Below are 26,939 nucleotides of genomic sequence, written 5' to 3'. Positions count from 1 at the left end.
GAAATAATCAACTCAATCATAAGCTTAACCATCATCTCAGTATTATTCATGTACGCTAATTACACAGCAAAAACAAAAGAATACAAAAAGTTAATCATAGTAACAAATAAAGTATCAGGAGACTTTAAATATAACTTAAATGTCAGTACAAGGAAATTCTGGACAACACTATATCGCTTAGAAGACAAATATACTAAAAACCATAATATCAATATCAGGTATTTCTAACAGTAACAATTAACAATTAGGCATTAACAGACTTAGCTACCATCACATTACATTAGCTTTGATTTACTACCATTAGCTACCATAACCTAAAACCCCAGATTTTTACGATAATTAGGGTTAAACTTAAGTTTATTTTGAATTATATTTGCCCCTGCCTGACTAGCATAATTAATACCAGCCATAAATTCTTCCTTAGATACATAATCAATGTTATTAATTGTCTTAACGTTATAATCTACCTTAACCTCTTGGGGAGTCATATTAGAATCATTAAAAGCACGAGCAAAACTCTCAGGTATTTTATCCATAGCTGAACCAACAGAACGAGGTACAGACTCAATATCTTTAATATTATTAATTATCCTTTGTGAATCATCACCATAAGAACTAATAGAATCCATACCCAAACTATAAGGTAAACTATCTATATTTACCCCTAAATCCTTAAAACCATTAGTATCAGAGTAATTAAAACCCCCTAACTCAGACATAGATAAAACAGACTTTTTTACATTTTTAAAAACATTTTTTACTAAACTATTATCCTTAGTAAAATTACCTAATTTTTGCTTAATACTCTTAAAGAATTTTTTAGTTTTACCCCACAAAGAAAAAGGAGTTAAATCTATTGGTTTATCAATAACTTTACTAGCCTTAATTAAATCATTATTATTACCAAATAAACCACCCGTATTAAAACCTACTAATCTCCTATATAAATCAGGATTATTTCTTCTTAAAATCTTAGTAGAATTAGCATTTATCACATAATCCCCAGACCTTAACTTAGCAGGAATTATATCACCATGACTGCTATTACCCCATCCCTGAAGTAAACCAGAACCTTTAAAAATTCTACCCTTAGTTAAATTCTCAGTAAATAAATTAGGATTAGGTAAACTCTTAATATTATCAGGTAAATAATTTATTATCCCCCCAGTATTTCTCTTATTTAATTTACCATATTCTTTAACTTCTTTCTGAGACAATAACCCCTTAGTAACAGCTAAAATATCCCCTCGTTTCCTTATCCAATCAGCAGTACTTTTATTAGCTAAAAATGGATCATTACCAAACGCAGTTAAAGACTTAATTCTTTCTTTCTCTGCTATCCTTTCTTGTTCTTGATTAGGATCTTTTTTCTTACCAGCTAAGAAACTTAACCCCGTCATAGCTAAAGAAGGTAAATAATCTAACCAACCTTTTTTCTTTTTTGGTGATAAGGAATTATATAATACTTTACCATCACCTCTATTAGTTAATCCTGTATCTACACCAGATAAATCAACATCAAATTTTCCCCAATCCCCAAAAATACCACCAGTAGCTAATGGCTTAATAACACCACCTTTATTACGAGTTTGATGGTAAGTAGGATTACCGTCTTTATCCTTTAAATAAGCCCCTTCAGTTTTCTCTAACTCATTTAATAAAGCAAAGGCTTCAATCCTTTTATATTGTAACTTTTTAGCTTTCTTAGGGTCAGGAGTAGGATTCATAATCCCCCATAATTGCATACCAAGAGTACCCAAACCACCGATAAAAGGCATTAAACCACTAAGACCAAATAAGCTATTATCATTGTATTTAGAGTAATCTTGTTGACCAAAAATCCCCCCCATGAACTTAGGTAAAACATGGTTCGCCAATATATCAGAAGTATTATTATTAAGCACATAATCACCACCATGAAGCATAGCAGGGATAGTATCACCTAAATAAGAATTACCACCCTTAACCGTACCACCACCAGAGAAAACATGACCCTTATCAAGATTATTAAGGAACTCTAAATTATCATAACCAATAGTTTTAGCTTGACTAGCAGGAATAACTAACTCATTAGGGGTAAGTGCAGCATTAACTAAACCATCACCCCCCACAGTACCACCTTTATTAAAACCAAAAAGTTTCTTAAAAGCACCTAAAAAACCAACACCCCTAGCACCAGCCCCCGCAATACCAGATAACCCCCCAGACTGAACTAAAGATAAAATGAACCCTACCGTTAAACCAGCTTTTCTTATTTTCTCAGCATTACCATCTTTTCTTAACCATATTTCAGCAGACCTAGTATCTTTATTACTAGAAATACCATTAGCTAACCAAGACCAAAAATTATCATCAGCAGTCATAACATTACTTAAAACTTTACCAACAGGATTAGGAGTTACAGAAGTTACAGATACATTACCCTTATTTTCATTACTTACGGGTTTAGGATTATTAGCAGTAGGATTAGTAGGTATAAACTGCATACCAGCATTAGTAAGAACTGGTAAACCTTGCTTATTAAGAGCTACAGTATATTGCAAAGTAGAACCCGAAGGAGTATATTTAGAATTTAAAGTAGTCTGTGCAACATTATTAGCAGTCCTAATAAAGTATTTAAAATCCTTACCAACCTTTAAGCGAGTAGTAGAACCATCAGGAGCATCTATCAATTGCTCATAAACAGCATTAGGGATTTGTTGACCTAAACTATTAAACTGATTCTTAGGAACTACAACAGAATTATTAGATACTTTAGGAGTATTTACAACAGGTACTTTAGGAAGATTAGAGACAGGTATATTAGAAACATTAGAAACTACTGGAGGAAGTTTAGGAGAAGTATTAGATACTTTAGGAATATTTGCTAGTGGTGATGAAGGAGTATTAAAAGCTCTATTAATGCTACTCTTAGGATTATAGATGTCAGTAAAAGCAGACTTAATACCTCCTTGATTAACTGCACTAGGTATTTTTGAAGCATTGTTAGCTACAGTTAAACTCTGCAATAAACTATTAGTAGTCTGTAATAAGCTATTAGTACTTAACAAAGTATTATTAAGAGAAACAAAGACATTATAGAGTTCAGTAAATCCTTGATTACCCCCAGACAAACTAAGTGCATTATCCTTAAAAAAAGAGACACCTAAATCTTTTAATTGGTCATCAACAGTTCTACCCTCCCCTTTCTCATAAGCCCTATGACGTATAATACGAACTATTTTAGGGATATTCTTATTTTTAACAGCCCTTCTCATACCTTCCAGTTCATTATCCGTAAATAAATCTTCTAACTGTGAAGCAACCTCAAGTAACTTTTGTATAGTCTCATCAATATCAAGACTTTCCCCCCCTTGTTCATTACCGTCATTATCATCATTATCATCATCATCATCATATTTGTAATCTTTATCCTTACCAAAACCTTTTAATTTATTAGCTAAAAACAATAACAAACCACCAAAAACCCCAGTAATACCTAATTCACCTATATCGCCACCTATATCCCCCATATCACTAAAAATATCAGGTTCATCACTAATCACCCCATAACCAGCCCCTAAAGTACCCACCTTTAACTTATAATTTTCAGGGCTTTCGTCCTCATAATCTTTCTTAGTCTGTACCAAAACATTAAAACTTGTAACATGAGGAGGAACAATAATATCATCACCATTATATTTTACATTATTAGACACCGTAACATCTTGGCTATAATCATCAGGGCTAGTCTTTATATCCTCAAAAGCTAAAGGTAAAACCCTTTGTTTATCAGAATCAGACACCACCACCTCATGAATGATTACCCCACCCTCATTAACAGCCCCATCACTTACAGTGTAAACATTTCTTTCATCAATATTAGGTTTATTCTTAGGTTTCTTAGGTTTCTTAGGTTTCTTCTTAGGTTTTTTATCATCATCATCATCATCATCATTATCATCATTAATAATTCCTTGTATAGCTTTTATAAATAATTGATTACTTTGATTACTTTGATTACCTTGATTACTTTGATTTTGATTATTTTGATTACTTTTAATTACTACCAGTTTATCTAACTTACCACTAATACCCTTAATAATCCCCTCAATAGCTACAATAGAATTATTAACAGTTTCAAGGTTTATAGTATTAACTAACTTATCCACTAAATCAGTGTAAAATTTATCTAGCTCATCAAAAGGAAAATCAACCTTTATTTTCTCTACCCTCTCCAATAACTTAAGAGTAGATTCTTCCATACTACTAACAACATTATCAAACTGGGTCGCCACAACCTCAGATTGTTTGCTGTAACTTTCTGATAGTTCTAATATAAATCTATCTAACTTCACCCCTACCTTATCAAAATCAATAGAAGGTATAACAGACTTCTGCAATACTACCTTAGCTTTATCAGGTTCACTAAAAGGCTTAAAGAAAGGGGCAATAAATCTATCAATAAGATTGCGTACCAGTATCTTTTGAATGAGTTTAGGAATATCACGAATAGCATCTAAAGCATTATCCCTTCCATCAATTATACCATCAAAAAATCCCTTAATAGAATCAGTAACACTATCACCTATTTCTCTAAATACCTTACCAAATAAATCACCTAAGTTTTTTAATTTATCCTCAACACTACTAACAGACTTTTCAAGTTCTTGTTTATCAAACTCTAATTTAGCAATCTTTACCTTTCTTTCTTCCCTGTCAGTCTCCATCGATGCTTTATCAATAGGCACAGGAGCGGACACAATATCAGCAATTTTACTATCAATAAAATCAATCTTAGCAGTAGCAGACTCCTTAGTTTTCTGCAATTCTAGCTCTAGTATTCTCCTATTTGCCAAAAAACTATCTGATTGATTACTTATTATTTCCTTAGTACTCTCAAAATTACTATTAAGAGAATTAGAATAAATATCGAGGTAATCATTATCAATATCAGCAAAACTAGCCTTAAACTTTGCAATCGCATTTACCCGATTAAACTCCAAAGAATTAATAGCATCTTTAGTTTGAGTAATAGCAAGATTAACAGACTGTAATAACTGAATATCATTAGCTACAATAGCCTTAACTTTATCACTATTTAAAGTCTCAATTATCCCCTCATATTTACCTGTTTCCTTATCAGTATCTCTTACAGTTTTATTAACCTCATTTACCTTATCATTACCCCCATTTACCAAATCCTTAGAATCATTTACAATACCCTCAATAAATCTAAGAATAGACCCTTTCTCACTAATATTAGTTAAATTCTCCTCAGCTTTATCCCTAAGAATTAAAGAAGCTATTTGCTTATCAATTATACCAGATTTTACCCCATTAATTACCGTAGCAATAGTATCATTAACCCTCGCAAAAGGGTCAGGATTATCCACAGAATTATTAACTTTTTGTTCTAGCTTATTAAGGATATTATCTACACCAAGAACAGACTTAGTTACCTTTAATTTCTCTATCTCATTCTTAGTATTTTCCTTACTTTTATCCCTATCTTTCTGAATATTATTAATCTCTCTAACTATATCAAGGTAAGCTCTAGGTAACTTATTTTGAATACTATTATTAAGATTATTAATAGACTCCTTAAGAGCATTAAAAAAACCCTTTATCTCCTGTTTAATATCCCCAAGAACAGACTTAATAGATTCCTGAAATAACTTCCCTACATTATCCCCTAAAAATCTTTTAATTACCTCAGTACTTTGATTAGTAATTCCTGACTTATTAAGGAAATTTATAGAAGCTAATTTCTCATATACCGCCTTAATATTTTCACCAAAACCCTGATAAGCAGACTGAATATTACTAAGTTTATTACCACCTAAAATATTATTATTACTATTATTAATTATACCTTGAAAACCATCTCTAATTGATTTAGGTATTTCTAACATTAATCGAGTAGTATAATTCTTAGCTTCCTGTCTTATTATATCTTCCTTAATCTTCTGGTTATCAATTACTTGGCTCGATAACTTATCAATAATTACCTTTATATTTTCCTGTAACGGCTTAACCTTATCTGAACCCTTACCTGTTATTTCTCTTATGCTACCTTTCCTTAATCCCTGTAGTTGCCGTAATTCCCTAAAGCTATCTAACCTTATTTTATCCAACTCCCTAACAAACATGATCGAGCCAGTTAGTAAAGAAGAGGGTTTACCACCTATTGCCCCTCGCTGTACTACTAAATCTCTTTTATTATCCCTAATTCTCTGCTGATTAACTAAATATTTCTCCAATAAATCCCCTTGTACTACTTCAAGGTTAAAAGTCATTTTATCTATATCAGACTTTTGTTTTAACAATTTATTTCTCTTTATCAGACTCTCAATATTCTTCTTGTCAATCTTAATGTTTTCTTTTATGCTACCCTCATTAGCTTTAATATATTGATGTATCTTCTCAAGTTCAGCAGTCGTTAACTTATTTAGAGCTACACCTTGAAGGACAGACTCTTTATATTCCTTTAGTGCTTTAAAAAGTAATAATCTTTGATTCATAAAAGTTACGGGGTATTTAGAAAAAAACCTCCAAAAATTAGGAGGAAATTAAATATATTTATCAGTAATAAAGATTTGGGCGAAAATCATTGGTACTTTTTCTCTTATCTTTTTACTTGCAATTCCCCAAACATCCCTTATTACCTTTATCCATATACTTTAATCAATGTATAGTAGTAAACCTATATAGATACCTCTATAATTAATAGCTTTTATACGCAGAATACCAAGAAAAAACAAGATAAATAATTCTTGAGCCTTACACCATAACCCCCGACACCTTCACACCCCCCCGTACAGATTAATGTAACCACGCTCACTATTGCTATATATACTTTACACAAATTACATAAAAGGGAATAGAAAAATGATAGGAAAACGTAGTAATAAATGTGAGATATGTGCCTTAGAAAAGCAAGGAGCAGAAGGAAGAATATTACTTGATAGGATAGACCAACTACTTATCAAAGGAGAACGAGCAGACAAAATACAGAAAATGTGTCAATCATTTAATTTTACTATCAGTACTTCAAAATTAGCAACTCATCGAAGATACCATTTACTACAAGAATTAGAAGAAATTACCGCAGACTTTAACCCCGAAAGCATCGAAACTTTATTACCAGAAATTAATATTGATAACACAGAAACCCTAGTCAAAGACCTCATCAAAGAATATGTTTATAGTATCCAAAGACAAATCGCCTTAACCAAGATTACCCGAGCAATGAAAGATGAATCTATTTTATCAACTTCCATCAATAATTTACTTACAACTATCAGTAAATGCAGTTATAGCTTTATTAATCCCTCATATATCCCTGAAATCAACGAAATAAACCAATACCTACAAAATAAATAATGGATACCATACACTTACTCACAGAAGACCTTGAAAAAGGATTACAACTACTTAAAAAACTTATCCGTAGCTCAAGCATAGGTTTCACAAACTTTAAAGAAGTCACCAACACCTTAATAATCATTGATAAATTACTTTACAGAATCTCAGACATTACAGATGATGACCAAGAAGACTATAGCTTATCTATCACCCTAGATGACTCAGACCCTTACTCCTAATTCCCTGCAATAAAAACTAGAAAAAATGTACACCACCTACCCTTAACCATTACCTATAGCTCAGGGGGGGCTAACCGAAGCCCTTAAGCTAAATCTCTTTTAATTAAAGTACGTTGGTAAAACCTTATTTCACCCCCTACCAAATCCTCAAACATCAATAACAATTCATTATCGATATTTTCATTTAATACCATCTCATCAAGGATATTTTTTACTACCATAGCATAATCATAAACTTTATTCTCTAACTCACTGGTAACAGTACTTTGATTCATCTTTATTTACTCCTAATTATCAGATTTTTCTTACTATATTATAACAAATCATAAAAATATTTACCACTAATTATTATTACTAATTATCATAATTAAATCTCCTATAATGAAGTTATCCCAAACAACATTTAAAAATATGCTAAAGTACAGATGGCTTAAAAATTGGCTTAAATTTCCCATTAAACAAAATAATTTCATAAAACCACAGTGCGGACACTAAGAGATTATCCTTACCAGTACATTTGATTCGTCAACCTAATATTTTACTTTTAGATGAGCCAACGGCTGGCTCATGAAAGAAAATTTAGTTAACCTATTATCACGATTAAAACAACATTGGACTCTTCTTGTCGTCACCCATGATGCTTCAGATCTAGTTGATATAGCTGATAACTGTTGGCGTATGGTAAACGGAAAAATTGAATCCGTAAATCCTGATGTTTTTAACCTCAAAAAAAAAGAAAAAATTATAGTTGATAAATGGTAATTTCCTAGAATAAAAGGAGATAGGAAGCAGGAAACAGGAAGACAAGAAGAATATAAAATAGTCTAAGTCTAATAGATAAATTAACTGAAAGAAAAAAACTTATGTAATTTGATGTCTATAGAACCCATTTGGTATCTACTAAATGTAAGTTATAATATCATCTTAAATAATGATAATCTTCATAAATGACATATTCTAGTAGCCATTGGTTTTAAATTAGTAAACCAACGGGATAATAAACCTAATGACATTACATTGGAGAACTGAGGAAAATAGAGATGACAGAGTTACAATGAGAACAAGTACAAGCAGAAAAAAATATAATGAGTAATAAAATACTTATCGTTCTAACCAGTGTTGAAAAGTATCCTAATTTGAATCGAGCTACTGGTTTGTGGCTAGGGGAAGCAGTTCACTTTGTCAAAAAAGTAGAAGAAGCAGGTTATGAAGTTGATTACGTCAGCCCCAAAGGAGGATATACACCGATTGATCCCCACAGTCTTGCAATGGCAGAATCCATTGATTGGGAATGGTATCAGAACAAAGAATTTATGAACCGTCTTGGAACTACACTTAAACCCAGTGAAGTTAATCCTGATGATTATATTGCTATCTATTATACGGGTGGACATGGGGTGATCTGGGATTTCCCTGACAATGAAGCATTACAAGCTATTAGTCAAAAAATTTATGAAAAGGGTGGTTTTGTCTGTTCCGTCTGTCATGGTGCTGTAGGCTTGTTAAATATTAGGTTATCTAATGGAGAGTTATTAATTAAAGATAAACAAGTTACTGGATTTTCTAATGAAGAAGAGAAACTGGTGGAACTTGATAAATTTATACCTTTCCTGACAGAAACTGAATTAGTAGCAAGAGGAGCTATTTACAAGAAAGCTGATGAGCCTTGGGCTACTTTTGCAGTGGAAAATCAAAGAGTCATTACAGGACAAAATCCAGCATCTGGTGAAGCCGTCGCTAATTTACTGATTACCTCCTTAAAATAGTGCAACGCTATTGTTCAGGGTAGTGGAGGATAAAACTGAGAAATAAACTTAGTAGCTGACGAGTATTCTTCTCCTATCTTCGTATTAATATACTGGTGAGAATCTTCTATAAATTTTATGTGTTTATATATTTTATTCATCGTATAAATTAACTATTCGATACCGTCAGCAAATAATTGAGAAATGGTAATGACGATTATACTTCTTATAGCCTTTTTTCTTACGAATAACTAATAGAATAATTAATTATCACATTTAATTGCACCATTGATATAACGGCAATTTTTACCTTTTAAGTCACATCTGGTTGCACCGTTAATTACAGGACAATCAGTTGTATTTTGGGCTATAGATACATTGACAATTAAAATTATATCAAGGTTTAAATTGGAATTTAGCTTTTTTTTCAGCGACACAAAATGCTTGGTTAAATCTATTATTAATGTGTGCGGGAATTGGTAGTAAGGGCACTTTGAAAGAGGTTTTGCGAGGTTATATAGGAGATAAAAATGCACCATCATTATTTAAGGAAAATGAATCAATCAATATTTAACCTTTACCGATGATTAAAGGCTCATTATTTAACATAGCAGGAAAAAATTATCAACGTCCTTTTGAGTTGGCAACACTACGTCTTCAGAATATGGTTGAGGTTTTAAAACATTGGCAAACTTATGTACCAAATGACAAATATTTGACTCAAAGAGGGGGAACTTTTCTTTTTAACAAAGAAGGAGAATTAATTTATGAATATCGAGATAAAGGAATATTAGGATTTGCCGAAAATATGAGTAATCCTCTGATATTTTTAAAAACATTAACATAATTAGATAACACAACGAAATTATGAGTAACAATCAAAGTGTTGAAGAAAAATATCCTAACCTTAGGGATTTTGTTTATTATCAAGGAAAAATAGAAATCCGTTATTACGAGAACATTAACTCTTTTGTCTTTGCTTATGATAATGTTATAACTTACATTTAATAGATACCAAATGGGTTCTATAAACTAATTATTTGAAACCTAAAATCTAAAATCTAGTTTGATTATAGAAAATTTACAATGGTATTATGATTTTTTATAGAGAAATCTGATCAGACATCAACACATTGCTATAAGATTGATTCATTATGTTGTGATGATTTATTAATAAAAACAGGGATGATAAATTTTTTAGTAGAATATATTTGGTTAGTACCTTTATATGGTCTGTTAGGAGCGGTTTTTAGTCTTCCTTGGTGTTTTGGTTTTATTCGTAAAACAGGGCCACGTCCTGCCGCTTATATTAATATATTTATGACGCTATTATCATTTATTCATGATGGTGTCGTTTTTAGTCATATTTGGCAACAACCTACTCAAAGTATTGTTTTTCCTTGGTTTTCCATTGCTGATTTAGATTTATCTTTGGCTATCGAAATTTCTCCCGTTAGTGTCGGTGCATTACAATTAGTTGCGGGTATTAGTTTATTAGCTCAAGTATTTGCACTAGGTTACATGGAGAAAGATTGGGCGATCGCCAGATTTTTTGGTTTAATGGGATTTTTTGAAGCAGCTTTAGGAGGTATTGCGTTAAGTGATTCTCTATTACTAAGTTATGGGTTACTAGAATTACTAACACTCTCCACATACTTGTTAGTAGGTTTTTGGTATGCACAACCCTTAGTTGTTACTGCGGCTAGAGATGCCTTTTTAACCAAAAGGGTAGGGGATATTTTATTATTAATGGGTATTGTGGCACTTTCTTCTGATGGTGCAGGATTAACTTTTTCACAACTACAAAATTGGGCACAGACTTCCCCATTACCTCCTTTTACCATAACATTAATCGGTTTAGCTCTTATCGCAGGACCCATAGGTAAATGCGCTCAATTTCCTTTAAATCTCTGGCTTGACGAAGGTATGGAAGGACCAAATCCTGCTAGTATTATGCGTAACTCTATCGTTGTATCTGCTGGTGCATATGTATTAATAAAATTAGAACCTGTATTCAATCTTTCTCCCGTAGTAACGGATACTTTAATTATTATCGGTGCAATTACCGCCATTGGTGGCTCATTAATTGCCTTAGCACAAATTGATCTCAAACGTACTTTATCCCATTCTACTAGCGCTTATCTTGGTTTAGTTTTTATTGCTGTAGGATTAGGTCATGTTAATATTGCTTTTTTGATATTATTTACTCATGGAGTAGCAAAGGCTTTATTATTTATGAGTGCTGGTTCTATCATCTTAACAACCAGTGGTCAAAATATCACGGAATTAGGGGGAATTTGGTCAAAAATGCCTTGCACTACATTAGCCTATATGACGGGAAGTGCTGGAATTATCGCTTTATTACCTTTAGGAATGTTAACGACTTTTAGCAGTTGGTTTAACGGTAACTTAAAAGTTACTTGGTGGTTATTAATAATTTTACTTATCGTTAATTTAGTTAATGCTGTCAATTTCACCAGAGTTTTTCGTTTAGTTTTCCTCGGTAAATCCCAACCAAAAACAAAACGTGCACCAGAAGTGCCTTGGCAAATGGCGATTCCTATGGTATCTTTAACTATCATCACTTTACTTGCTCCTTTTCTAACTTTAAATTATTCTTTAAGTTCAACTACATTCTCTTCAATGATTGTGACTTATAGTTTACCTTTAATCATGGTTTCAGGGTTGATTGGTTGTCTTATTGGTGCTTTTATTCCTTTAAGACGAGGGTGGAATCGCCCGATACAAAAATCACTTCGTGTTATTCAAGATTTATTAGCTTACGATTTTTATCTTGATAAAATATACGAGGTTACTGTGGTGGCTTTTATCTCTAATTTAGCTCAATTTACCACATGGTGCGATCGCTATGTCATTGATGGTGTAGTTAATCTCGTTAGCTTAGTCACAGTTTTTAGTGGTAATACTCTTAAATATAACACATCGGGACAATCACAATTTTACATCTTAACTATTATTATCGGCGTTAGTTTGTTAATGTGGTCAATTTTAAGCGGACAATGGCAAAATATTATCAACTTTTGGTCATTCTTTTAATAATCAGGAATTAAGAAAATTCTCCTAACCTGTTACTGTCTTTAATTTATTTATTAATAAAAATGTTAAGTTTATTTATTTGGATTCCTATAATTATTTCCATAATCATCTGTTTTTTACCTAGTTTTAAAAATACCTTAATTTATCGCAATATTGCTCTAATAACAGCAGGAATAATAGTTATTCTTAATATTATTTTAGGCTTTAATTTTCAAACTGACATTGTTGGCTTACAATTTAGCGAAAGTTTTATTTGGTTAAGTTGGTTAGGCTTAGGCTATGACTTAGGCATTGATGGTTTATCTTTTCCTCTCCTTTGTCTCAATAGTTTATTAACTTTAATTGCTGTTTATATTACCCCAAAAGATATACAACGTCCTCGTTTTTATTATGGGATGATGTTACTGTTAAGTGGTGGAGTATCAGGAGCATTTTTAGCACAAAATCTACTCTTATTTTTCTTATTTTATGAGATTGAAATTGTGCCTTTATATTTTCTTATTGCCGTCTGGGGTGGTGCAAAAAGAGGTTATGCTGCCATGAAATTTCTACTTTATACAGCCTTATCAGGATTTTTAGTTTTAATTTCTTTCCTCGGTTTAGTGTGGTTAAGTGGAGAATCAACTTTTGCATTTGAGCCTTTAAAATCCCATTCTTTGACAGTAAATAGCCAAATTTTGCTATTAATCCCCCTTTTAATTGGTTTATTTATTAAAATCCCCATTTTTCCCTTTCATACTTGGCTACCTGATGCGCACGTTGAAGCCAGTACACCTGTATCTGTTTTATTGGCTGGAGTATTACTAAAACTTGGCACTTATGGTTTATTAAGATTTGGTATCGGTTTTTTCCGAGATGCTTGGGTAGTTTGTGCACCTTACTTAGCGATTTTAGCAGGTATAAGTGCTTTATATGGTGCTTGTTGTGCCATCGCCCAAAAAGACATGAAAAAAGTAGTCGCTTATTCTTCCATTGCGCACATGGCTTATGTGTTATTAGCGGCGGCAGCGGCGACAAGACTAAGTATTAATGCGTCTATTTTACAGATGGTAAGTCATGGCTTAATATCGGGAATGTTATTTATTCTTGTGGGTATCGTTTACAAAAAAACAGGCAGTCGAGACGTTGATTATTTAAGGGGTTTACTTAATCCTGAAAAAGGTTTACCTGTTACGGGTAGTTTAATGATTGTAGCAGTAATGGCTAGTTCTGGGATTCCGGGCATGGTAGGATTTATCTCAGAATTTCTGGTATTTCGAGGTAGTTTCCCTATTTTCCCTATCCCCACTTTACTATGTTTAGTTGGCACTGGATTAACCGCAGTTTATTTTTTATTAATGGTAAATAAAGTGTTTTTTGGCAGACTTACACCTGAGTTAAGTAATCTACCAAAAGTTTTATGGAGTGAAAGAATACCAGCGTTATTTCTTGCTTTTTTAATCGTTATTTTCGGTTTACAACCAAACTTAATGACTCGTTGGAGTGAAACTGAAGCTACTGCAATTTTATACGGAAATCAACAGTCAATAACTTATAAAAATTAAAAAGGCGATGTTATTTCTTTTCGGGATAAATTATCTTTAAAAAAAGGTATAAGGTGAAATGTAAACTTTAAATCTATAACCTAGTTAATTGTTAATTCTTATAGTAACAACTTTATATCGTTTATTTTATCTGAATTTATTATAACTATTGTAGAATAGCTATTAAAAATGATATTTTAAGTAAGTAAAATTAATTGTATATTTATTTTATTAAAGGCAAAAGGTAAGATATAAAAGATAAAAGGCAATAGGCAACAAAGATTATGAGTCATTCTTATTAATTTTCAAGTCCACAATTCATAAATGTTTTAATATTTAGACAAAATAAGACTAAAAATGTTGGGTTTTTATGAAATAAATTCAACCCAACTTACTTTATATTAAATTAACTTAATTCTGATAATTCCATCCATTTTGCTGTGGCTTTATCAATATTTTCATTAATTTTAGCTAATTCTTGTGTTAACTGATGGAGTTTTTCATAATCATCAGAATTACTATGTAATTTACTTTCAACATCAACTTTTTTACTTTCTAAATCAGGAATAATTTTTTTTTCTAATTTCTCTAATTCCCTTCTTTGATAAGTTGACATTTTACGGATAGTTGTACTAGATTTACTCTCTTTTTCTTCAATATTTTTAACTTGTTTAGTAATTTTAGAATTAACTGTTTTTTCTTCTTGTAATTTTTTTTCTTGTTTCTTTTTATAGTCTAAATAAACTGAATAATTCCCCGGATATTGACGCAGATTACCATTACTTTCAAAGGCAAAAATTGTTTCTACCGTGCGATCAAGAAAGTACCGATCATGAGATACTATAATTACACAACCTTTAAAAGATTCGATATATTCTTCTAATACTGCTAAAGTTTGGACATCTAAATCATTAGTAGGTTCATCTAAAATTAATACATTCGGATTACTAATTAACATCCTCAGTAAAAATAAACGACGTTTTTCTCCTCCTGAAAGTTTAGCAATGGGAGAATATTGTTGATTAGGAGTAAATAAAAATCTTTCTAGCAGTTGTGAGGCACTAATTTGACTACCATCGGAGGTTTCGATATAGGTAGCCACATCTTTTATATATTCTATGGCTCGTTGTTCATTTTGTGCTGCGGTGATTAAATCATCAGAATGTTGATCAAAATAGCCTATATGAATTGTACTACCAATTTCTACTTTCCCTTTATCTGGCTCTATTTTTGCCATAATTAAATTCATCAAAGTTGACTTACCAACGCCGTTACCGCCAATTATTCCCACTCTATCATCTGGCGCAAATTCATAGGTAAAATCTTTAATTATTGTGCGATCGCCAAAAGATTTGCTAATATTATCTAATTCAATGACTTTTTTACCGATACGACGACTAGGGGTATCAATTTCTACCTTGCTTTGAGTTTGCTTAAACTCTTTATCTTTCAAGTCATAAACACGATCAATTCTAGCTTTTTGTTTTGTACTACGGGCTTTAGGTCCTTTTTTAAGCCACTCTAATTCTCGTCTAAGTACTCCTTGATGTTTTCTTTGACTACTAGCCACAGATTCCTCAGCTAGAGCCTTTTTCTCAAGATAATAACTATAGTTACCTGCATAACCGTACATATCAGCTCGATCAATTTCCAGAATACGAGTTGTAACCTGATCTAAGAAATAACGATCATGGGTAATCAAGAAAATTGCACCGCTAAATTTTTGCATATATTCTTGTAACCATTGTACTGATTCAGCATCGAGATGGTTAGTAGGTTCATCCATTAATAATAAATCAGGTTCAGCCATTAAAGCCGAAGCAAGGGCTACTCTTTTGCGATAACCCCCAGATAAATCTCCCATTTTGGCATCAAAATCACTTATTCCCAGTTTATCGAGAATAATTTTGGCGTTAGTTTCTGCATCCCAAGCATTAGCAGCGTTAATTTTTTCTGTCACTTTTGCTAATTTATCTAGTAGTTTTTCTTGGGTTACACTATCAGCATGGGCGATATGATGTGATAAATCTTCATATTCTTTAATCCACTGCATTTGTTCGCCACTATAGGCAAAAACTTGTTCTAAAACGGTGTTATTTGGTTCAATTTCGGGTTGTTGAGGAAGATAGATGATTTTTGCCCCAGACTTTACCACCATTTCTCCACTATCATAAGGCTCTAATCCTGATAAGATTTTGAGGAGGGTTGATTTACCTGAACCATTAACCCCAATTAAACCTACTTTATCGTTATCGTCGATACTGAAACTAGCATCCTTGAGAATTTCTTTAATGCCGAAATCTTTTTTTAGTGATTGAATGGTGATAATAGTCATGTGATCGGTAAAAATAGGGAATGATTAACAGAGTCTCATTATAATTGTTTCTCCATTGTTAATATACCTTATTAACTTAACCTATTCGCCGACCAATAAATAAGTTATAAACAATACCGATAAGTGCTAATACTAGGAGTAAGTGAATTAACCCACCACCAATGTGGATCGAAAATCCTAATAACCAAAGAATCAAAAGTACTCCAACTGCTGTCCAAATTAAGTTAAACATAATTTTTAAATTTTATTTACTAAAACGCAATTTACCGAATTAGCTCCTTAATCCCCAAGTTTGGAGGTAAAAGCTATTAAACTAGAACCAGATTTTAGGGTAAGGGCTTAAATTCGTTTTTTTGCTTAAATTCTGAGAATTGTTGATTGTTGACGATTAGTTGAAAATATTTTGAACTTTATCTTTCAAGTTTTCTACTACATTTCTGCCTTCACTTTCCGTTTGTTTAGCTTTTCCCACTATTTGATCTTTGCGATCGCCTGTAAGATTACCTTTTAATTCTTGTGCTTTACCTTCAATATTTTTGCTGATGGCTTTTGAACGGCCTTTCAACTTCATATTGTCTTTGATGTCTTCTCCGACATTAATAGCATCACTTTGAACTTGTTTGGCTTTACCCATAAATTGATCTTGAGGATCACCTGTAATGTTACCTTTGAGTTCTTGAGTTTTGCCTTCAATATCCTTACCGATAGCATCAACACGATTCATAGCAATTTGAGGTTGACTGGTAAATTTTGTAAAGGTTGTAGCGGCCCAACTTTGAGAAGGTGCAAAAGTAATAGTTACAGTGGAGGTAATTAACAAAGTTAAACTTGCCATTACAAAAAAGCGACGAAACTGTCTAAATGAAATCATTTTGAACTCCTTAAAAAATTAATGAAAAATAATTGAAAATTGGTCTTTTGATGAAATAAACTTTTGTTTTATACCCGTGAGTAATCAGTCAAAATTGGCTTGGGAGTTAATACCGATTCATTGGGTAAATCGTAGGTGTACCAATCATGAATGTCATGGTTACTAAAAATTGTTTCAGCGAGGGTTATATTAGATTCTGATCCTTCCACCATAATTAAATAATTACCGTCAGAAATCAGATCACTATAAACCTCAGCTCGATCTGCGGGAATACCTAAACCTACCAAGCCACCAGCTAGACTACCAATAGCACCACCAATAACACCACCAGAAAGGGTTGTTGCTAAAGCGGTAGCGGCTGCCCCTGCTAACATTACAGGACCAACTCCGGGTATTGCCATCGCACCTAAACCAACTAACAAACCAGTAAAACCGCCTAAGGTTATACCTGCGATAGCGCCATCAGTGGCATTTTCCGAGGCTTTATTTTTATCAGTACGCAAATTATTGATATTGACAAGATCTTCACTGGTGTTAACTCCTGTGGTTTCAATTTCATTTTTGATGTCACTTCCGATGACAGAAATTTGCTCCATCAAAAAGTTATTTTCTTTTAAATCACGAAGGGCAACTTCCGTTGTTTCGTAATTTGAAAATGTACCCACTGCACGTTTTTTTAAAATCATTGTTTTTCCTAAAATTTATTTATTATTTGAAATTACTTATTACTTATTTCTTCTACCTGAGTTCGAGAGTATTAAACCTGAAACCTGAAACCTGCCTTAATCAGATATTCAAACCATCGAACTGAGGTTTCTTCTGATTAATTCGTCACACCATTAGCGATAGTTGCATTTATCTCAAGTTTTTTAATGCCTTTTACAGATTTAAGTAAAGGTTCAATTTTTTGTATTTGTTCTTGAGAGTCAACATTTCCTGACACAATTATTACACCAGTTTTAACATCAACTTTTAATTGATTATTCGGTAAATTATTTTTAAACTGTTTCAAAATTTCATTTTTAAGATCACCATCATTTTTGATTGCATTATCGTTGGATAATGGTATAACAACAGGTTTTGTTGGCGATGGCGTAGGATTTTGAGCAGGTTTAGCCGCCGGTGTTTTAGTGCTACTTTCTTTCGGTGGTGGATTAGATTCCGAAGGTTTAACAGTGATATTATTATTCACCGTTGAAGGATTATTTTGAGCCTGTGGCACTTTTTCTACTACGGTAGGGGATGTTTGTACGGGTACTTCTACGGGTACAATTTTAACTACCTCTTTCTCTACAACTTTTATTTGAGGCGGTGAGGGATCATTTTTTTCTGGTTTTTCGGCAGGAATATTGGTTATAGATACAGGCTGAGGATTATTCACATCATTTAAAAAGTAGATTACTCCAGCTATTAAACCTGCCACCGTAGTGACGATAACACCAATGAGTAAGCCTTTAGATATATTTTTATCAGCGTGTTCCACCCGTACATCTTGGATATGTGCGTCCGCCAATTTTCCATTAACTGATTGATTTTGATCAGTGTGAAAATTGCCTTGACTATCCAGATATTCAGTGTAAATATTACCTTTAATATCTTTGTATTCAGTCCGAATATTACCTTGAGGATCAGTGTATTCTCGATGAATAACTCGGGTAAAATTTTTATTATCTTTTGGATTCATAACAGTATCTTCCTTATCTTAATAAGATGGTTATATTGAATCTTGAAAAATTGTTTGATGATAGTAATTTCTTCCTAAACTTTCTTTTTACTAGATTTTTTTTTGGATAAATCCCCAGGGGTGTCATAATACATTTCAGGTTCAATAGCAAAGTTATCCACTAAACCTTCTTTGTCAACGGTATAACCACCAGTTGTTTCAATATTTTCTGATCCTTCAGGGTGTGTTTTCAGATGCTTAAAATCATCACCTTCACGCTCTTTTCTTGCGGCGGTTTCTGCAGGAACGATATGATTATCATAGCTATCAGGAGTAGGTGAATCATCTAATTCATTACCTTGTTGTTCTTCAGGTAATACTAATGATTTAAGATCTTTATCAGAATCAGAAGAATTTGTTTTACAGACTTGAGTTGACATAATAAATAGGTAGGTAAAATTGATTGTATGTTTACTTTATCTTCATGCACTCATCCAAAAAGCAACAAAGATTATGAGTTATTTTTATTAATTTAAAAGTCCACAATCCCTAAATGCTTTAGTAGTTATTTGTTTGTGTATTTTGTTTTAAAGCATCACGAGCTTCAGACATTATCTCTTTTTTCCCTTTGATGGCTTCTTTTTCAGCTTGTTTAGTTTTACCACTGGGTTGATAGTCTGGATTTTGAATACTATTATTCATTCCCTCTAAAGTTTCAGCTTTAAGTTCTTTACCTTGTTCCAAAATTTCATCTTTGTTTTTTAAGTTATCTGTAATATTATCAAAAGTATTTGATACATTACTAACAGTTTCCCCCATTTTTCCTTTAATATCATTGCCGATTTCCTCAACTTTATTCATGGCAATATAGGTTTGAGGTTGACTCACCAAAGGGGTTAAAGTTTTAGCCCAACTATATTCAGAAGCAAAACTAAAAGTTGTCGCTGTTGCCAACAATATAACTAAACTTGTCTTGAAAAATAAGTTTCGTAACCTTGTAAATGAGATCATTTTTAACTCCAAAAATAATTGGATTGATTATGTATTAGTGATTAATAATTAACGTGAATTTCACTAAAAAATGGTTATTTAAAATTAGATTCTCAAATAAATCAACACTTATTTAATAGTATTAATACCTTGAAAATTTAATTATTAATTATTCATAATCTATTGCATCGGTGCAAAAGTACTGCTGATATTATTCAACAATGTTTATGATTTATTCACAGTAATTAATTACTTAATATGTTTCCATAAGCAAAATATTTCTAGCACCTGATAACGTATATCGACAAATAAATTTATCGATGTTAGATATTAAGTACCTAAACAAAATTATAGTTTTAAAAACGAGTTCGAGTTTAAACCTTTGTAGATAAAAGTTTGATAAAAAGAGAATTTTATATTATTTTGTTAACCGAATTAATGGATTAATTCACGCCATCTGCTACTAGAAATAAATTTGTCTTATGATGAAAAAGCGATTTTAATTATTTATCTTTTTTAGAGGGATAAAGAATTAATCAACAACTTTTTTTACTTCGTCTTTCACATCTTCTGTGGTGTGACGAATTTTTGCTTCCGCTTGTTTTGCTTTACCTTCTGCTTGCGCTTGAGGATCACCTGTAACGTTTCCAGCTACTTCCTGAAGTTTACCTTCAACATTTTTCGCTGTTGCTTTTGCTCTATCTTTCATACTCATAATGTGTTCCTTTTTTAATTTCATTAATTGAATTTGAGAATCACTTAGTTGAGTCAGTTTAACAACCTTGCGTACGTCCTCATTATAGGTGCTAATTTTTTGGTTTAACGAATTAACAATAATCTTAATACCAGCTTAATATTTGTTAATTTCTTTTTTTTCCCTATAATTAACCAGAAAGCCGTAGCATTTTCGATTTATTTATCTTCTGTATTTATCCGTTATTAACCTTTTTTTCTATATCTTCAAAAGTTTGTAACAATAAAGTTTGTGCTTGAAATTTCCATCCTACTTGTTGTATTTTAATCGCAATGGGTAAAGCAATAACAGGTGCTAAAAAATCTAAATATTGTTGAGAAGAAATACCTAATAATAAACCTAAACCAGCGATACCCCAAAAAGGTAAAGCAAAAGTTTGACGCTCTTTTTCTAATTTTTTTGCCCAGAATCCTTGAGGCATTTTTGTTAATAATTCTTCTTTTAATTTTTGTTGCTCTTTCAAAGTTAAAGCAATGCCAATTTTTCGTCTTAATTTTTCAATTTTACGAGCATCAGTGCTATACTGTGTTAGTTCATCTTCTGCCATTAAAATTAAGTTATTTAGTGTTAGTGTCATAGATTAATTGATAGTTAATAATAAGTTAATTAATTTTTATAAATAAGGTTAAAAGTAATTTTTATATTAATGAATAATAATTTTATCAAAAAAAGTTTAGTATTGACTATAGCATTATTTGTTACTTTTTTTTTAAATATTTATCCTGCTTATAGTGGTATTTTGACTGATAGAATAGCATTATATCCTCATTGGGAACATCAGCTTTCTTTACCTACTCCCCATCAAGAGTTAATTTTTCCCTCTTGGTTTGAAGGAAAATGGGATGTTAAGTCCACTTTAAAACAACAAATCGCCCCTCTGTCTCCGAAATTTAAAACCCCCGCTTTTGATAGTAATGAACAATATATTGATAAAAATATTACTTTTTTTGTACAATTTATTCCCACTATCTTTAATCCTAAAAATGATAATTTTATCCCCAGTATTATCCATAAAAAACCAGTTATCATCCCAGATAGAGCTTTTAATGGATTAGCGATCTCACAAGCATATTTAGGAGAAGAAAATGTCAAAGAAGTAATAATAAATAAAAATAATTCTACGGAACAAATTACTAAATTTAAAGGAGAAAACGAACTAATTTCTACAGTAATTGGCAGACAACAAGAAATTGTTTCCGAAGATAAATTTATCACAAGCGAAATAACTAGACAATTTTTTCGTCGTCCGAATAGTGTATATTTAAACTTAGTAGAAACTACCACTAAATATGAGTTAATAAACCCTGATTATATTCAAGGAAAACAAGTTACTGCTATTTATTTATCTCCTCAAGATCCTGATTATTTTATCGCTTTTGACCAGCCAGTTGCACTTTATTATTATACTTTAGATTTACATAAAAAAATGTCTAACTTTGAGTTAAAATAAGTAAATTATTTACTATTATCTTTCGATAAATACTTGGGTGAATATTTGGGTGAATATTTGGGTGAATGCCATTCATCCCTACAATTAAAATACCATTCACCTCCACAATTAATAATTCCTGATTTAAAAAATGATTCGTATTCGTGGCGCACGTCAACATAATTTAAAAAATATCGATTTAGACTTACCCCGCAATCAATTGATTGTTTTTACGGGAGTTTCAGGTAGTGGCAAATCATCCCTTGCCTTTGATACTATTTTCGCTGAAGGGCAACGCCGATATGTAGAGTCATTGAGTTCCTATGCAAGACAATTTTTAGGACAATTAGATAAACCAGATGTTGACAGTATTGAAGGTTTATCTCCATCTATTTCTATTGATCAAAAGTCCACTTCCCATAATCCCAGATCGACGGTAGGTACGGTTACAGAAATTTACGATTATTTACGTTTACTCTATGGTAGAGCAGGATCTCCTCATTGTCCAATCTGTGATCATTCTATCACACCTCAAACCATTGACGAAATGTGCGATCAAGTTTTATCTTTACCTGAAAAGACTAAGATACATTTATTAGCGCCTGTTGTCAGAGGAAAAAAAGGCAATCATCATCAATTATTATCTAGTTTGCGATCGCAAGGCTTCGTTAGAGTTAAGATTAATAACGAAATTCGAGAATTAGCCGATAATATTGAACTAAAAGCATCACAATCTCATCATATCAGTGTTTTGGTTGATCGACTTATTCTTAAACCCAACATTCAAGAAAGGTTAGCTGATTCTCTTTCTACTTGTTTAAAAATTGCCGAAGGTATCGCTATTGTAGAGATTCTTACTCCCCCTCTCCCCCCTTCTAAGGGGGGAGACGAAGTCGGGAGGTTTCCCCTTTCTAAAGGGGAGGAAAATAGCCTCTATCCTCCAACTTTGGGGGAAAAAAAAGTCCCCAGTATTGAGGATTTAGGGGCAAGTATCGTATTCTCTGAAAAATTCGCTTGTCCTACTCATGGAGCGGTGATGGAAGAGTTATCACCCCGTCTTTTTTCTTTTAACTCACCCTATGGTGCTTGTCCAAATTGTCACGGTTTAGGTAGTTTAAGGCAGTTTTCTCCCGATTTAATCATACCAGATCCCCACGCTAAAATAATCAATGCCATCGTACCTTGGGCTGAAAAAGATAACCCCTATTATTTGTCACTATTAGAATATGTCAGCAAAGAATATAAATTCAAACTCACCGATTCATGGAATAGTTTAACACCTCAACAACAGCACATCGTTTTATACGGTGATAAGGAAATTCAAAATATTCAATATGGTTATTATCGTGGCGTGATTCCCATGTTAGATAAAACTTATCAAGAAAGTAACTCGGAAGTTGCGAAACAAAAATTAGAGCAATATTTAGAGTATAAAACTTGTGAAGTTTGTCATGGTAAACGCCTTAAACCCGAAGCCTTAGCGGTAAAATTAGGACAATATTCTATCTATGATTTAACTAACGTTTCCATTGGTGAATGTCTTAATCGCATCAATAATATACAGTTAACCCCTAAACAAGCCCAAATCGGTGAATTAGCTTTAAAGGAAATCAAAACACGTTTACAATTTTTGTTAAATGTTGGCTTAGATTATCTTAGTTTAGATCGAACTGCCATGACTTTATCAGGAGGAGAAGCGCAACGTATCAGATTAGCGACTCAAATCGGTTCAGGATTAACGGGAGTATTGTATGTTTTAGATGAGCCTAGTATCGGTTTGCATCAACGAGATAATGATCGCCTACTAGAAACCTTAAAAAAATTACGAGATCTCGACAATACTTTAATTATTGTAGAACATGATGAGGATACGATCAAGTTTGCTGATTATATCGTGGATATTGGCCCAAAAGCTGGAGTACATGGTGGCGAAATTGTTATGCAAGGCGATTTTCAACAACTTTTGACGTGTGAAAAATCTTTAACAGGTGCTTATCTATCAGGGAGAAAAAAAATTGACATCCCTGAAACCAGAAGAGAAGGCAACGGTAAATTTTTAACTCTGAAAAACTGTCATCGCAATAACTTACAAAATCTTGATGTAGAAATCCCTTTAGGTAAATTTGTCTGTGTCACCGGAGTTTCTGGTAGCGGTAAATCCACCCTCGTCAATGAGTTATTATATCCTTCTCTACAACATTATCTCAGTCGTAATGTACCTTTTCCCAAAGACTTAGACTCATTAGAAGGCATCGAAGCTATTGATAAAGTTATTGTAATTGATCAATCCCCCATCGGGCGCACTCCTCGATCGAATCCTGCTACTTATACGGGAGTTTTTGATGTGATTAGAGAGTTATTCACGGAAACCATCGAAGCCAAAGCCAGAGGTTATAAAGCTGGAAGATTCTCTTTTAATGTTAAAGGCGGTAGATGTGAAGCCTGTGGAGGGCAAGGTGTTAATGTAATTTCTATGAATTTTTTACCTGATGTTTATGTACAATGTGATATTTGTAAGGGTGCAAGATATAACCGTGAAACCTTACAAGTTAAGTATAAGGGATTTTCCATCGCCGATGTGCTAAATATGACAGTGGAAGAAGCCTTAAAGGTGTTTGAAAATATCCCTCGCGCGGTAAATCGTTTACAAACTTTAGTGGATGTTGGCTTAACTTATATCAAATTAGGGCAATCTGCACCCACTTTATCAGGAGGTGAAGCGCAACGGGTAAAACTTGCTACGGAATTGTCTCGCCGTGCCACGGGTAAAACTATATACTTAATTGACGAACCAACTACAGGCTTATCTTTTTATGATGTTCACCACTTATTAAATGTGTTGCAAAAATTGGCAGATAAAGGTAATTCTATCATCGTTATTGAACATAATTTAGATGTGATAAAATGTGCCGATTGGATTATCGATTTAGGTTTAGAAGGGGGTGATAAAGGAGGGGAATTAATCGCTATTGGCACACCTGAAAAAATTGCTAAATCTAAAAAATCTTACCTCGCAAAATACCTTAAAAAACTATTATAATTATCAATTTATTAATAATGAAATACTTAAACAAAATTATTCACGGTGATTGTATAGAAATATTAAAAAATATACCTGATAAAAGCATTGATTTAATTATTTTAGATCCACCTTATTGGAAAGTGATACAACAAAAATGGGATTATCAATGGCGCACTGAAGAAGATTATTTACAATGGTGTTTACAATGGTTTTCTGAAATAACAAGAGTAATTAAATTATCGGGTAGTTTATACTTATTTGGATATTTAAGAAATTTATTTTATTTATACCATCCTTTGATTAATTTAGGATTTAATTTTAGACAACAAATAATTATTAATAAAGGGATAAAAGCTATTGGTGGTAGAGCAACAAAAAATTATAAAATGTTTCCTAACGTTACCGAAAGTTTATTATTTTTTATTTATGATAGTAAACCTTTTATTAGAAAATTACTTAAAGAAAAACAAAAAAAATTAGAGCTAACAGCATTAGAAATAAATCAACAATTAGGAGTAAAATCTAATGGTGGTGGAATGTGGTCACTTTATACGGGGGATAATATTTTAGCTCAAGTACCGACTAAAGAAATGTGGGAAAAATTACAAAAAATTCTTGATTTTGAATATCCTTATGAAGATATTGCACAAGTTTTTAATATTGAAATGGGCGTAACAGATGTTTGGGAAGATATTAATTTTTATGAAGAAAAACGTTACCATCCAACACAAAAACCACTTAAGTTAATTGAGCGAATTATTAAAGCTAGTACCAATAAAAATAACATAGTTTTAGATCCTTTTATGGGTTCAGGTTCAACGGCTTTAGCTTGTTTAAATTTGGAAAGAAATTATATAGGCATTGAAAAAGAAGACAAATATATTAAGGTTATTAACCATAGAATTGATGAATATAAATTTATTTTACGTAGCAATAATTACGAGTTAAATATAGACAATAAAAATCTGATCAATAATAATCAACTTATGCTGGATTTATCTTGTTAAAATCATGGAATTAAGATTTATTTTTTATTTTGTTTTGTAGCTGAATATCTCAAATATTCTTTTTGAGAACTATTACCTATAGTTACTTTTCTTAAAGATAATATTTGTCTAGTTTTCTCATCAATAAATTCAGGTAATTTTTGACTATCATCTAACTGTAAATAATCTGTTACTAATAATTTTTCTTCTTTATTTAATAGTTTTATAGGCATCATAATTGATTTTATATTAGATCTATTTTGTTGAGGATCTATATAATGATTAATGATCATTTGAGGATTCGTTGATGCTTGACTAACTAAACAAGAAAAAGTCAAAATTGGATTACAAAGATAAAATTGATATTTATAAGGCCAAAAATTTTGAGGTGCTGGTGTTTGTTTCGGATTTTTACTTTTATTTACTAAATAAATTTGATGATAATAATTAGTCATAATTTCCTTAAATCGAATATGTCTGTTACTATTATTCCAAATCTCAAAAGCCTGAAATCTTAGAGTTTCATAATCTTGTTGAGCAAAATTGGGATAATCAGCTAAAATTAAAAGTATTCTCTTAATATCATCTGTTAAAACCTTTAAATCATTTTCATTTCTAATAGTAAACAACCACTTAGAATCTTCTTTTCTTTCAATATTAGATGAGGCACAATTTGAACATATTATTTCACTTCTAGCAACGGGAGATTGACAGTCTTTGCACTTATCCATTTGATCAATTCTTGAACAAGATTTAACCTCTGTGCCATCTTCTAAATCATCTCCTCTTGCCCCTGTTTTTCTGCCTTTAATTCCTGTTATTAAAGATGCTAAATGTTGCCGCTCTATAAAACTTACTCAAATCTACTCATAAGAGTAAATCCCCACTCTTCATGGGATGGACGTTCACTTCCTGCTTCACCGAATCCTTAATAGACTTGCCACTAAGTTGGTTTGACTCTCCACAGGCTTTACTTCC

Annotated in this window: 20 protein-coding genes and 2 pseudogenes; 10 read left to right on the top strand and 12 right to left on the bottom strand. The window is 32.1% G+C overall.

Features of this window, described 5'->3' with window-relative positions:
- Nucleotides 1–314: 314 nt before the first annotated feature.
- The gene (locus ACEW8E_RS05070; protein WP_373479254.1) at nt 315–6,503 is read right to left on the bottom strand and encodes a hypothetical protein; all 6,189 of its coding nucleotides are present in this window, start codon (nt 6,501–6,503) and stop codon (nt 315–317) included.
- Nucleotides 6,504–6,870: 367 nt separating this feature from the next.
- Between ACEW8E_RS05070 and ACEW8E_RS05065 the strand changes: the two genes are divergently transcribed.
- Nucleotides 6,871–7,365: a hypothetical protein gene (locus tag ACEW8E_RS05065; protein WP_373479253.1), complete on the top strand. Its 495-nt coding sequence runs from the start codon at nt 6,871–6,873 to the stop codon at nt 7,363–7,365.
- Between the two features lie 304 nt (nt 7,366–7,669).
- On the opposite strand, the gene ACEW8E_RS05060 is transcribed toward ACEW8E_RS05065, so the two are convergent.
- Nucleotides 7,670–7,861: a hypothetical protein gene (locus ACEW8E_RS05060; RefSeq protein ID WP_373479252.1), complete on the bottom strand. Its 192-nt coding sequence runs from the start codon at nt 7,859–7,861 to the stop codon at nt 7,670–7,672.
- A gap of 218 nt (nt 7,862–8,079) precedes the next feature.
- On the opposite strand from ACEW8E_RS05060, the pseudogene ACEW8E_RS05055 reads away from it, so the two are divergent.
- The 6 genes and pseudogenes from ACEW8E_RS05055 to ACEW8E_RS05030 form a co-directional block, all read left to right on the top strand.
- Nucleotides 8,080–8,348, top strand: a pseudogene (locus ACEW8E_RS05055) (ABC transporter ATP-binding protein); the annotation flags it as partial.
- 374 nt (nt 8,349–8,722) lie between these two features.
- A complete protein-coding gene (locus ACEW8E_RS05050) occupies nt 8,723–9,352 on the top strand; it encodes a type 1 glutamine amidotransferase domain-containing protein (protein ID WP_373479251.1) in 630 nt (209 codons plus the stop codon).
- A 364-nt stretch (nt 9,353–9,716) separates the two neighbouring features.
- A pseudogene (locus ACEW8E_RS05045) lies at nt 9,717–10,178 on the top strand (AhpC/TSA family protein); the annotation flags it as partial.
- 20 nt (nt 10,179–10,198) lie between these two features.
- Nucleotides 10,199–10,339, top strand: coding sequence for a hypothetical protein (locus ACEW8E_RS05040; protein ID WP_373479250.1), 141 nt, complete (start codon nt 10,199–10,201; stop codon nt 10,337–10,339).
- Between the two features lie 177 nt (nt 10,340–10,516).
- A complete protein-coding gene (locus tag ACEW8E_RS05035; protein WP_373479249.1) occupies nt 10,517–12,388 on the top strand; it encodes an NAD(P)H-quinone oxidoreductase subunit F in 1,872 nt (623 codons plus the stop codon).
- Nucleotides 12,389–12,450: 62 nt separating this feature from the next.
- Nucleotides 12,451–13,932: an NADH-quinone oxidoreductase subunit M gene (locus tag ACEW8E_RS05030; protein WP_373479248.1), complete on the top strand. Its 1,482-nt coding sequence runs from the start codon at nt 12,451–12,453 to the stop codon at nt 13,930–13,932.
- 385 nt (nt 13,933–14,317) lie between these two features.
- Here the strand turns inward: ACEW8E_RS05030 and ACEW8E_RS05025 are convergent, their stop codons facing one another.
- From ACEW8E_RS05025 to ACEW8E_RS04985, 9 genes are all read right to left on the bottom strand, one after another.
- The gene (locus ACEW8E_RS05025) at nt 14,318–16,246 is read right to left on the bottom strand and encodes an ABC-F family ATP-binding cassette domain-containing protein (protein WP_373479247.1); all 1,929 of its coding nucleotides are present in this window, start codon (nt 16,244–16,246) and stop codon (nt 14,318–14,320) included.
- A gap of 76 nt (nt 16,247–16,322) precedes the next feature.
- Nucleotides 16,323–16,478 (bottom strand): lmo0937 family membrane protein, encoded by a 156-nt coding sequence (locus tag ACEW8E_RS05020; RefSeq protein ID WP_373479246.1) that lies wholly within the window; start codon nt 16,476–16,478, stop codon nt 16,323–16,325.
- 156 nt (nt 16,479–16,634) lie between these two features.
- Nucleotides 16,635–17,117 carry a CsbD family protein gene (locus ACEW8E_RS05015; protein ID WP_373479245.1) on the bottom strand — a complete coding sequence of 161 codons (483 nt, stop codon included), beginning with the start codon at nt 17,115–17,117 and terminating at the stop codon, nt 16,635–16,637.
- Between the two features lie 68 nt (nt 17,118–17,185).
- Nucleotides 17,186–17,803: a signal transduction histidine kinase (STHK), LytS gene (locus ACEW8E_RS05010; protein WP_373479244.1), complete on the bottom strand. Its 618-nt coding sequence runs from the start codon at nt 17,801–17,803 to the stop codon at nt 17,186–17,188.
- 137 nt (nt 17,804–17,940) lie between these two features.
- A complete protein-coding gene (locus ACEW8E_RS05005) occupies nt 17,941–18,801 on the bottom strand; it encodes a BON domain-containing protein (RefSeq protein ID WP_373479243.1) in 861 nt (286 codons plus the stop codon).
- A gap of 74 nt (nt 18,802–18,875) precedes the next feature.
- On the bottom strand, nt 18,876–19,220 hold the full coding sequence (locus ACEW8E_RS05000) for a hypothetical protein (RefSeq protein ID WP_373479242.1): 345 nt from the start codon (nt 19,218–19,220) through the stop codon (nt 18,876–18,878).
- 118 nt (nt 19,221–19,338) lie between these two features.
- Complete coding sequence (locus ACEW8E_RS04995) at nt 19,339–19,734, bottom strand: hypothetical protein (protein WP_373479241.1); 396 nt, start codon at nt 19,732–19,734, stop codon at nt 19,339–19,341.
- Nucleotides 19,735–20,302: 568 nt separating this feature from the next.
- Nucleotides 20,303–20,485, bottom strand: a complete 183-nt coding sequence (locus ACEW8E_RS04990; protein ID WP_373479240.1) for a CsbD family protein — start codon at nt 20,483–20,485, stop codon at nt 20,303–20,305.
- Nucleotides 20,486–20,699: 214 nt separating this feature from the next.
- Entirely contained in the window at nt 20,700–21,101 is a 402-nt protein-coding gene (locus ACEW8E_RS04985) for a hypothetical protein (protein WP_373479239.1), read from the bottom strand.
- Between the two features lie 69 nt (nt 21,102–21,170).
- Between ACEW8E_RS04985 and ACEW8E_RS04980 the strand changes: the two genes are divergently transcribed.
- The 3 genes from ACEW8E_RS04980 (at nt 21,171) to ACEW8E_RS04970 (ending at nt 25,982) form a co-directional block, all read left to right on the top strand.
- Entirely contained in the window at nt 21,171–21,974 is an 804-nt protein-coding gene (locus ACEW8E_RS04980) for a DUF6816 family protein (RefSeq protein ID WP_373479238.1), read from the top strand.
- Nucleotides 21,975–22,104: 130 nt separating this feature from the next.
- Entirely contained in the window at nt 22,105–24,993 is a 2,889-nt protein-coding gene (uvrA, locus tag ACEW8E_RS04975; protein WP_373479237.1) for an excinuclease ABC subunit UvrA, read from the top strand.
- Nucleotides 24,994–25,010: 17 nt separating this feature from the next.
- Complete coding sequence (locus ACEW8E_RS04970; protein ID WP_373479236.1) at nt 25,011–25,982, top strand: site-specific DNA-methyltransferase; 972 nt, start codon at nt 25,011–25,013, stop codon at nt 25,980–25,982.
- Between the two features lie 17 nt (nt 25,983–25,999).
- Here the strand turns inward: ACEW8E_RS04970 and ACEW8E_RS04965 are convergent, their stop codons facing one another.
- Nucleotides 26,000–26,809: a MamI family restriction endonuclease gene (locus ACEW8E_RS04965; protein ID WP_373479284.1), complete on the bottom strand. Its 810-nt coding sequence runs from the start codon at nt 26,807–26,809 to the stop codon at nt 26,000–26,002.
- Between the last annotated feature and the right edge of the window lie 130 nt (nt 26,810–26,939).

This window comes from Geminocystis sp., from assembly GCF_041753295.1.
Classification (GTDB): Bacteria; Cyanobacteriota; Cyanobacteriia; order Cyanobacteriales; family Cyanobacteriaceae; genus Geminocystis.
Note: the sequence above shows the minus strand (reverse complement) of the source record. Positions and strands in the feature narration are given on the sequence as shown.

Coding starts and splice junctions, on each gene's coding strand:
- ACEW8E_RS05065 (WP_373479253.1), top strand. CDS start 6,871: ATGATAGGAAAACGTAGTAATAAATGTGAGATATGTGCCTTAGAAAAG.
- ACEW8E_RS05015 (WP_373479245.1), bottom strand. CDS start 17,117: ATGATTTCATTTAGACAGTTTCGTCGCTTTTTTGTAATGGCAAGTTTA.
- ACEW8E_RS05035 (WP_373479249.1), top strand. CDS start 10,517: ATGATAAATTTTTTAGTAGAATATATTTGGTTAGTACCTTTATATGGT.
- ACEW8E_RS05040 (WP_373479250.1), top strand. CDS start 10,199: ATGAGTAACAATCAAAGTGTTGAAGAAAAATATCCTAACCTTAGGGAT.
- ACEW8E_RS05030 (WP_373479248.1), top strand. CDS start 12,451: ATGTTAAGTTTATTTATTTGGATTCCTATAATTATTTCCATAATCATC.
- ACEW8E_RS05005 (WP_373479243.1), bottom strand. CDS start 18,801: ATGAATCCAAAAGATAATAAAAATTTTACCCGAGTTATTCATCGAGAA.
- ACEW8E_RS05060 (WP_373479252.1), bottom strand. CDS start 7,861: ATGAATCAAAGTACTGTTACCAGTGAGTTAGAGAATAAAGTTTATGAT.
- ACEW8E_RS05000 (WP_373479242.1), bottom strand. CDS start 19,220: ATGTCAACTCAAGTCTGTAAAACAAATTCTTCTGATTCTGATAAAGAT.
- ACEW8E_RS04970 (WP_373479236.1), top strand. CDS start 25,011: ATGAAATACTTAAACAAAATTATTCACGGTGATTGTATAGAAATATTA.
- ACEW8E_RS05025 (WP_373479247.1), bottom strand. CDS start 16,246: ATGACTATTATCACCATTCAATCACTAAAAAAAGATTTCGGCATTAAA.
- uvrA (WP_373479237.1), top strand. CDS start 22,105: ATGATTCGTATTCGTGGCGCACGTCAACATAATTTAAAAAATATCGAT.
- ACEW8E_RS04990 (WP_373479240.1), bottom strand. CDS start 20,485: ATGAGTATGAAAGATAGAGCAAAAGCAACAGCGAAAAATGTTGAAGGT.
- ACEW8E_RS05010 (WP_373479244.1), bottom strand. CDS start 17,803: ATGATTTTAAAAAAACGTGCAGTGGGTACATTTTCAAATTACGAAACA.
- ACEW8E_RS05070 (WP_373479254.1), bottom strand. CDS start 6,503: ATGAATCAAAGATTATTACTTTTTAAAGCACTAAAGGAATATAAAGAG.
- ACEW8E_RS05020 (WP_373479246.1), bottom strand. CDS start 16,478: ATGTTTAACTTAATTTGGACAGCAGTTGGAGTACTTTTGATTCTTTGG.
- ACEW8E_RS04980 (WP_373479238.1), top strand. CDS start 21,171: ATGAATAATAATTTTATCAAAAAAAGTTTAGTATTGACTATAGCATTA.
- ACEW8E_RS04985 (WP_373479239.1), bottom strand. CDS start 21,101: ATGACACTAACACTAAATAACTTAATTTTAATGGCAGAAGATGAACTA.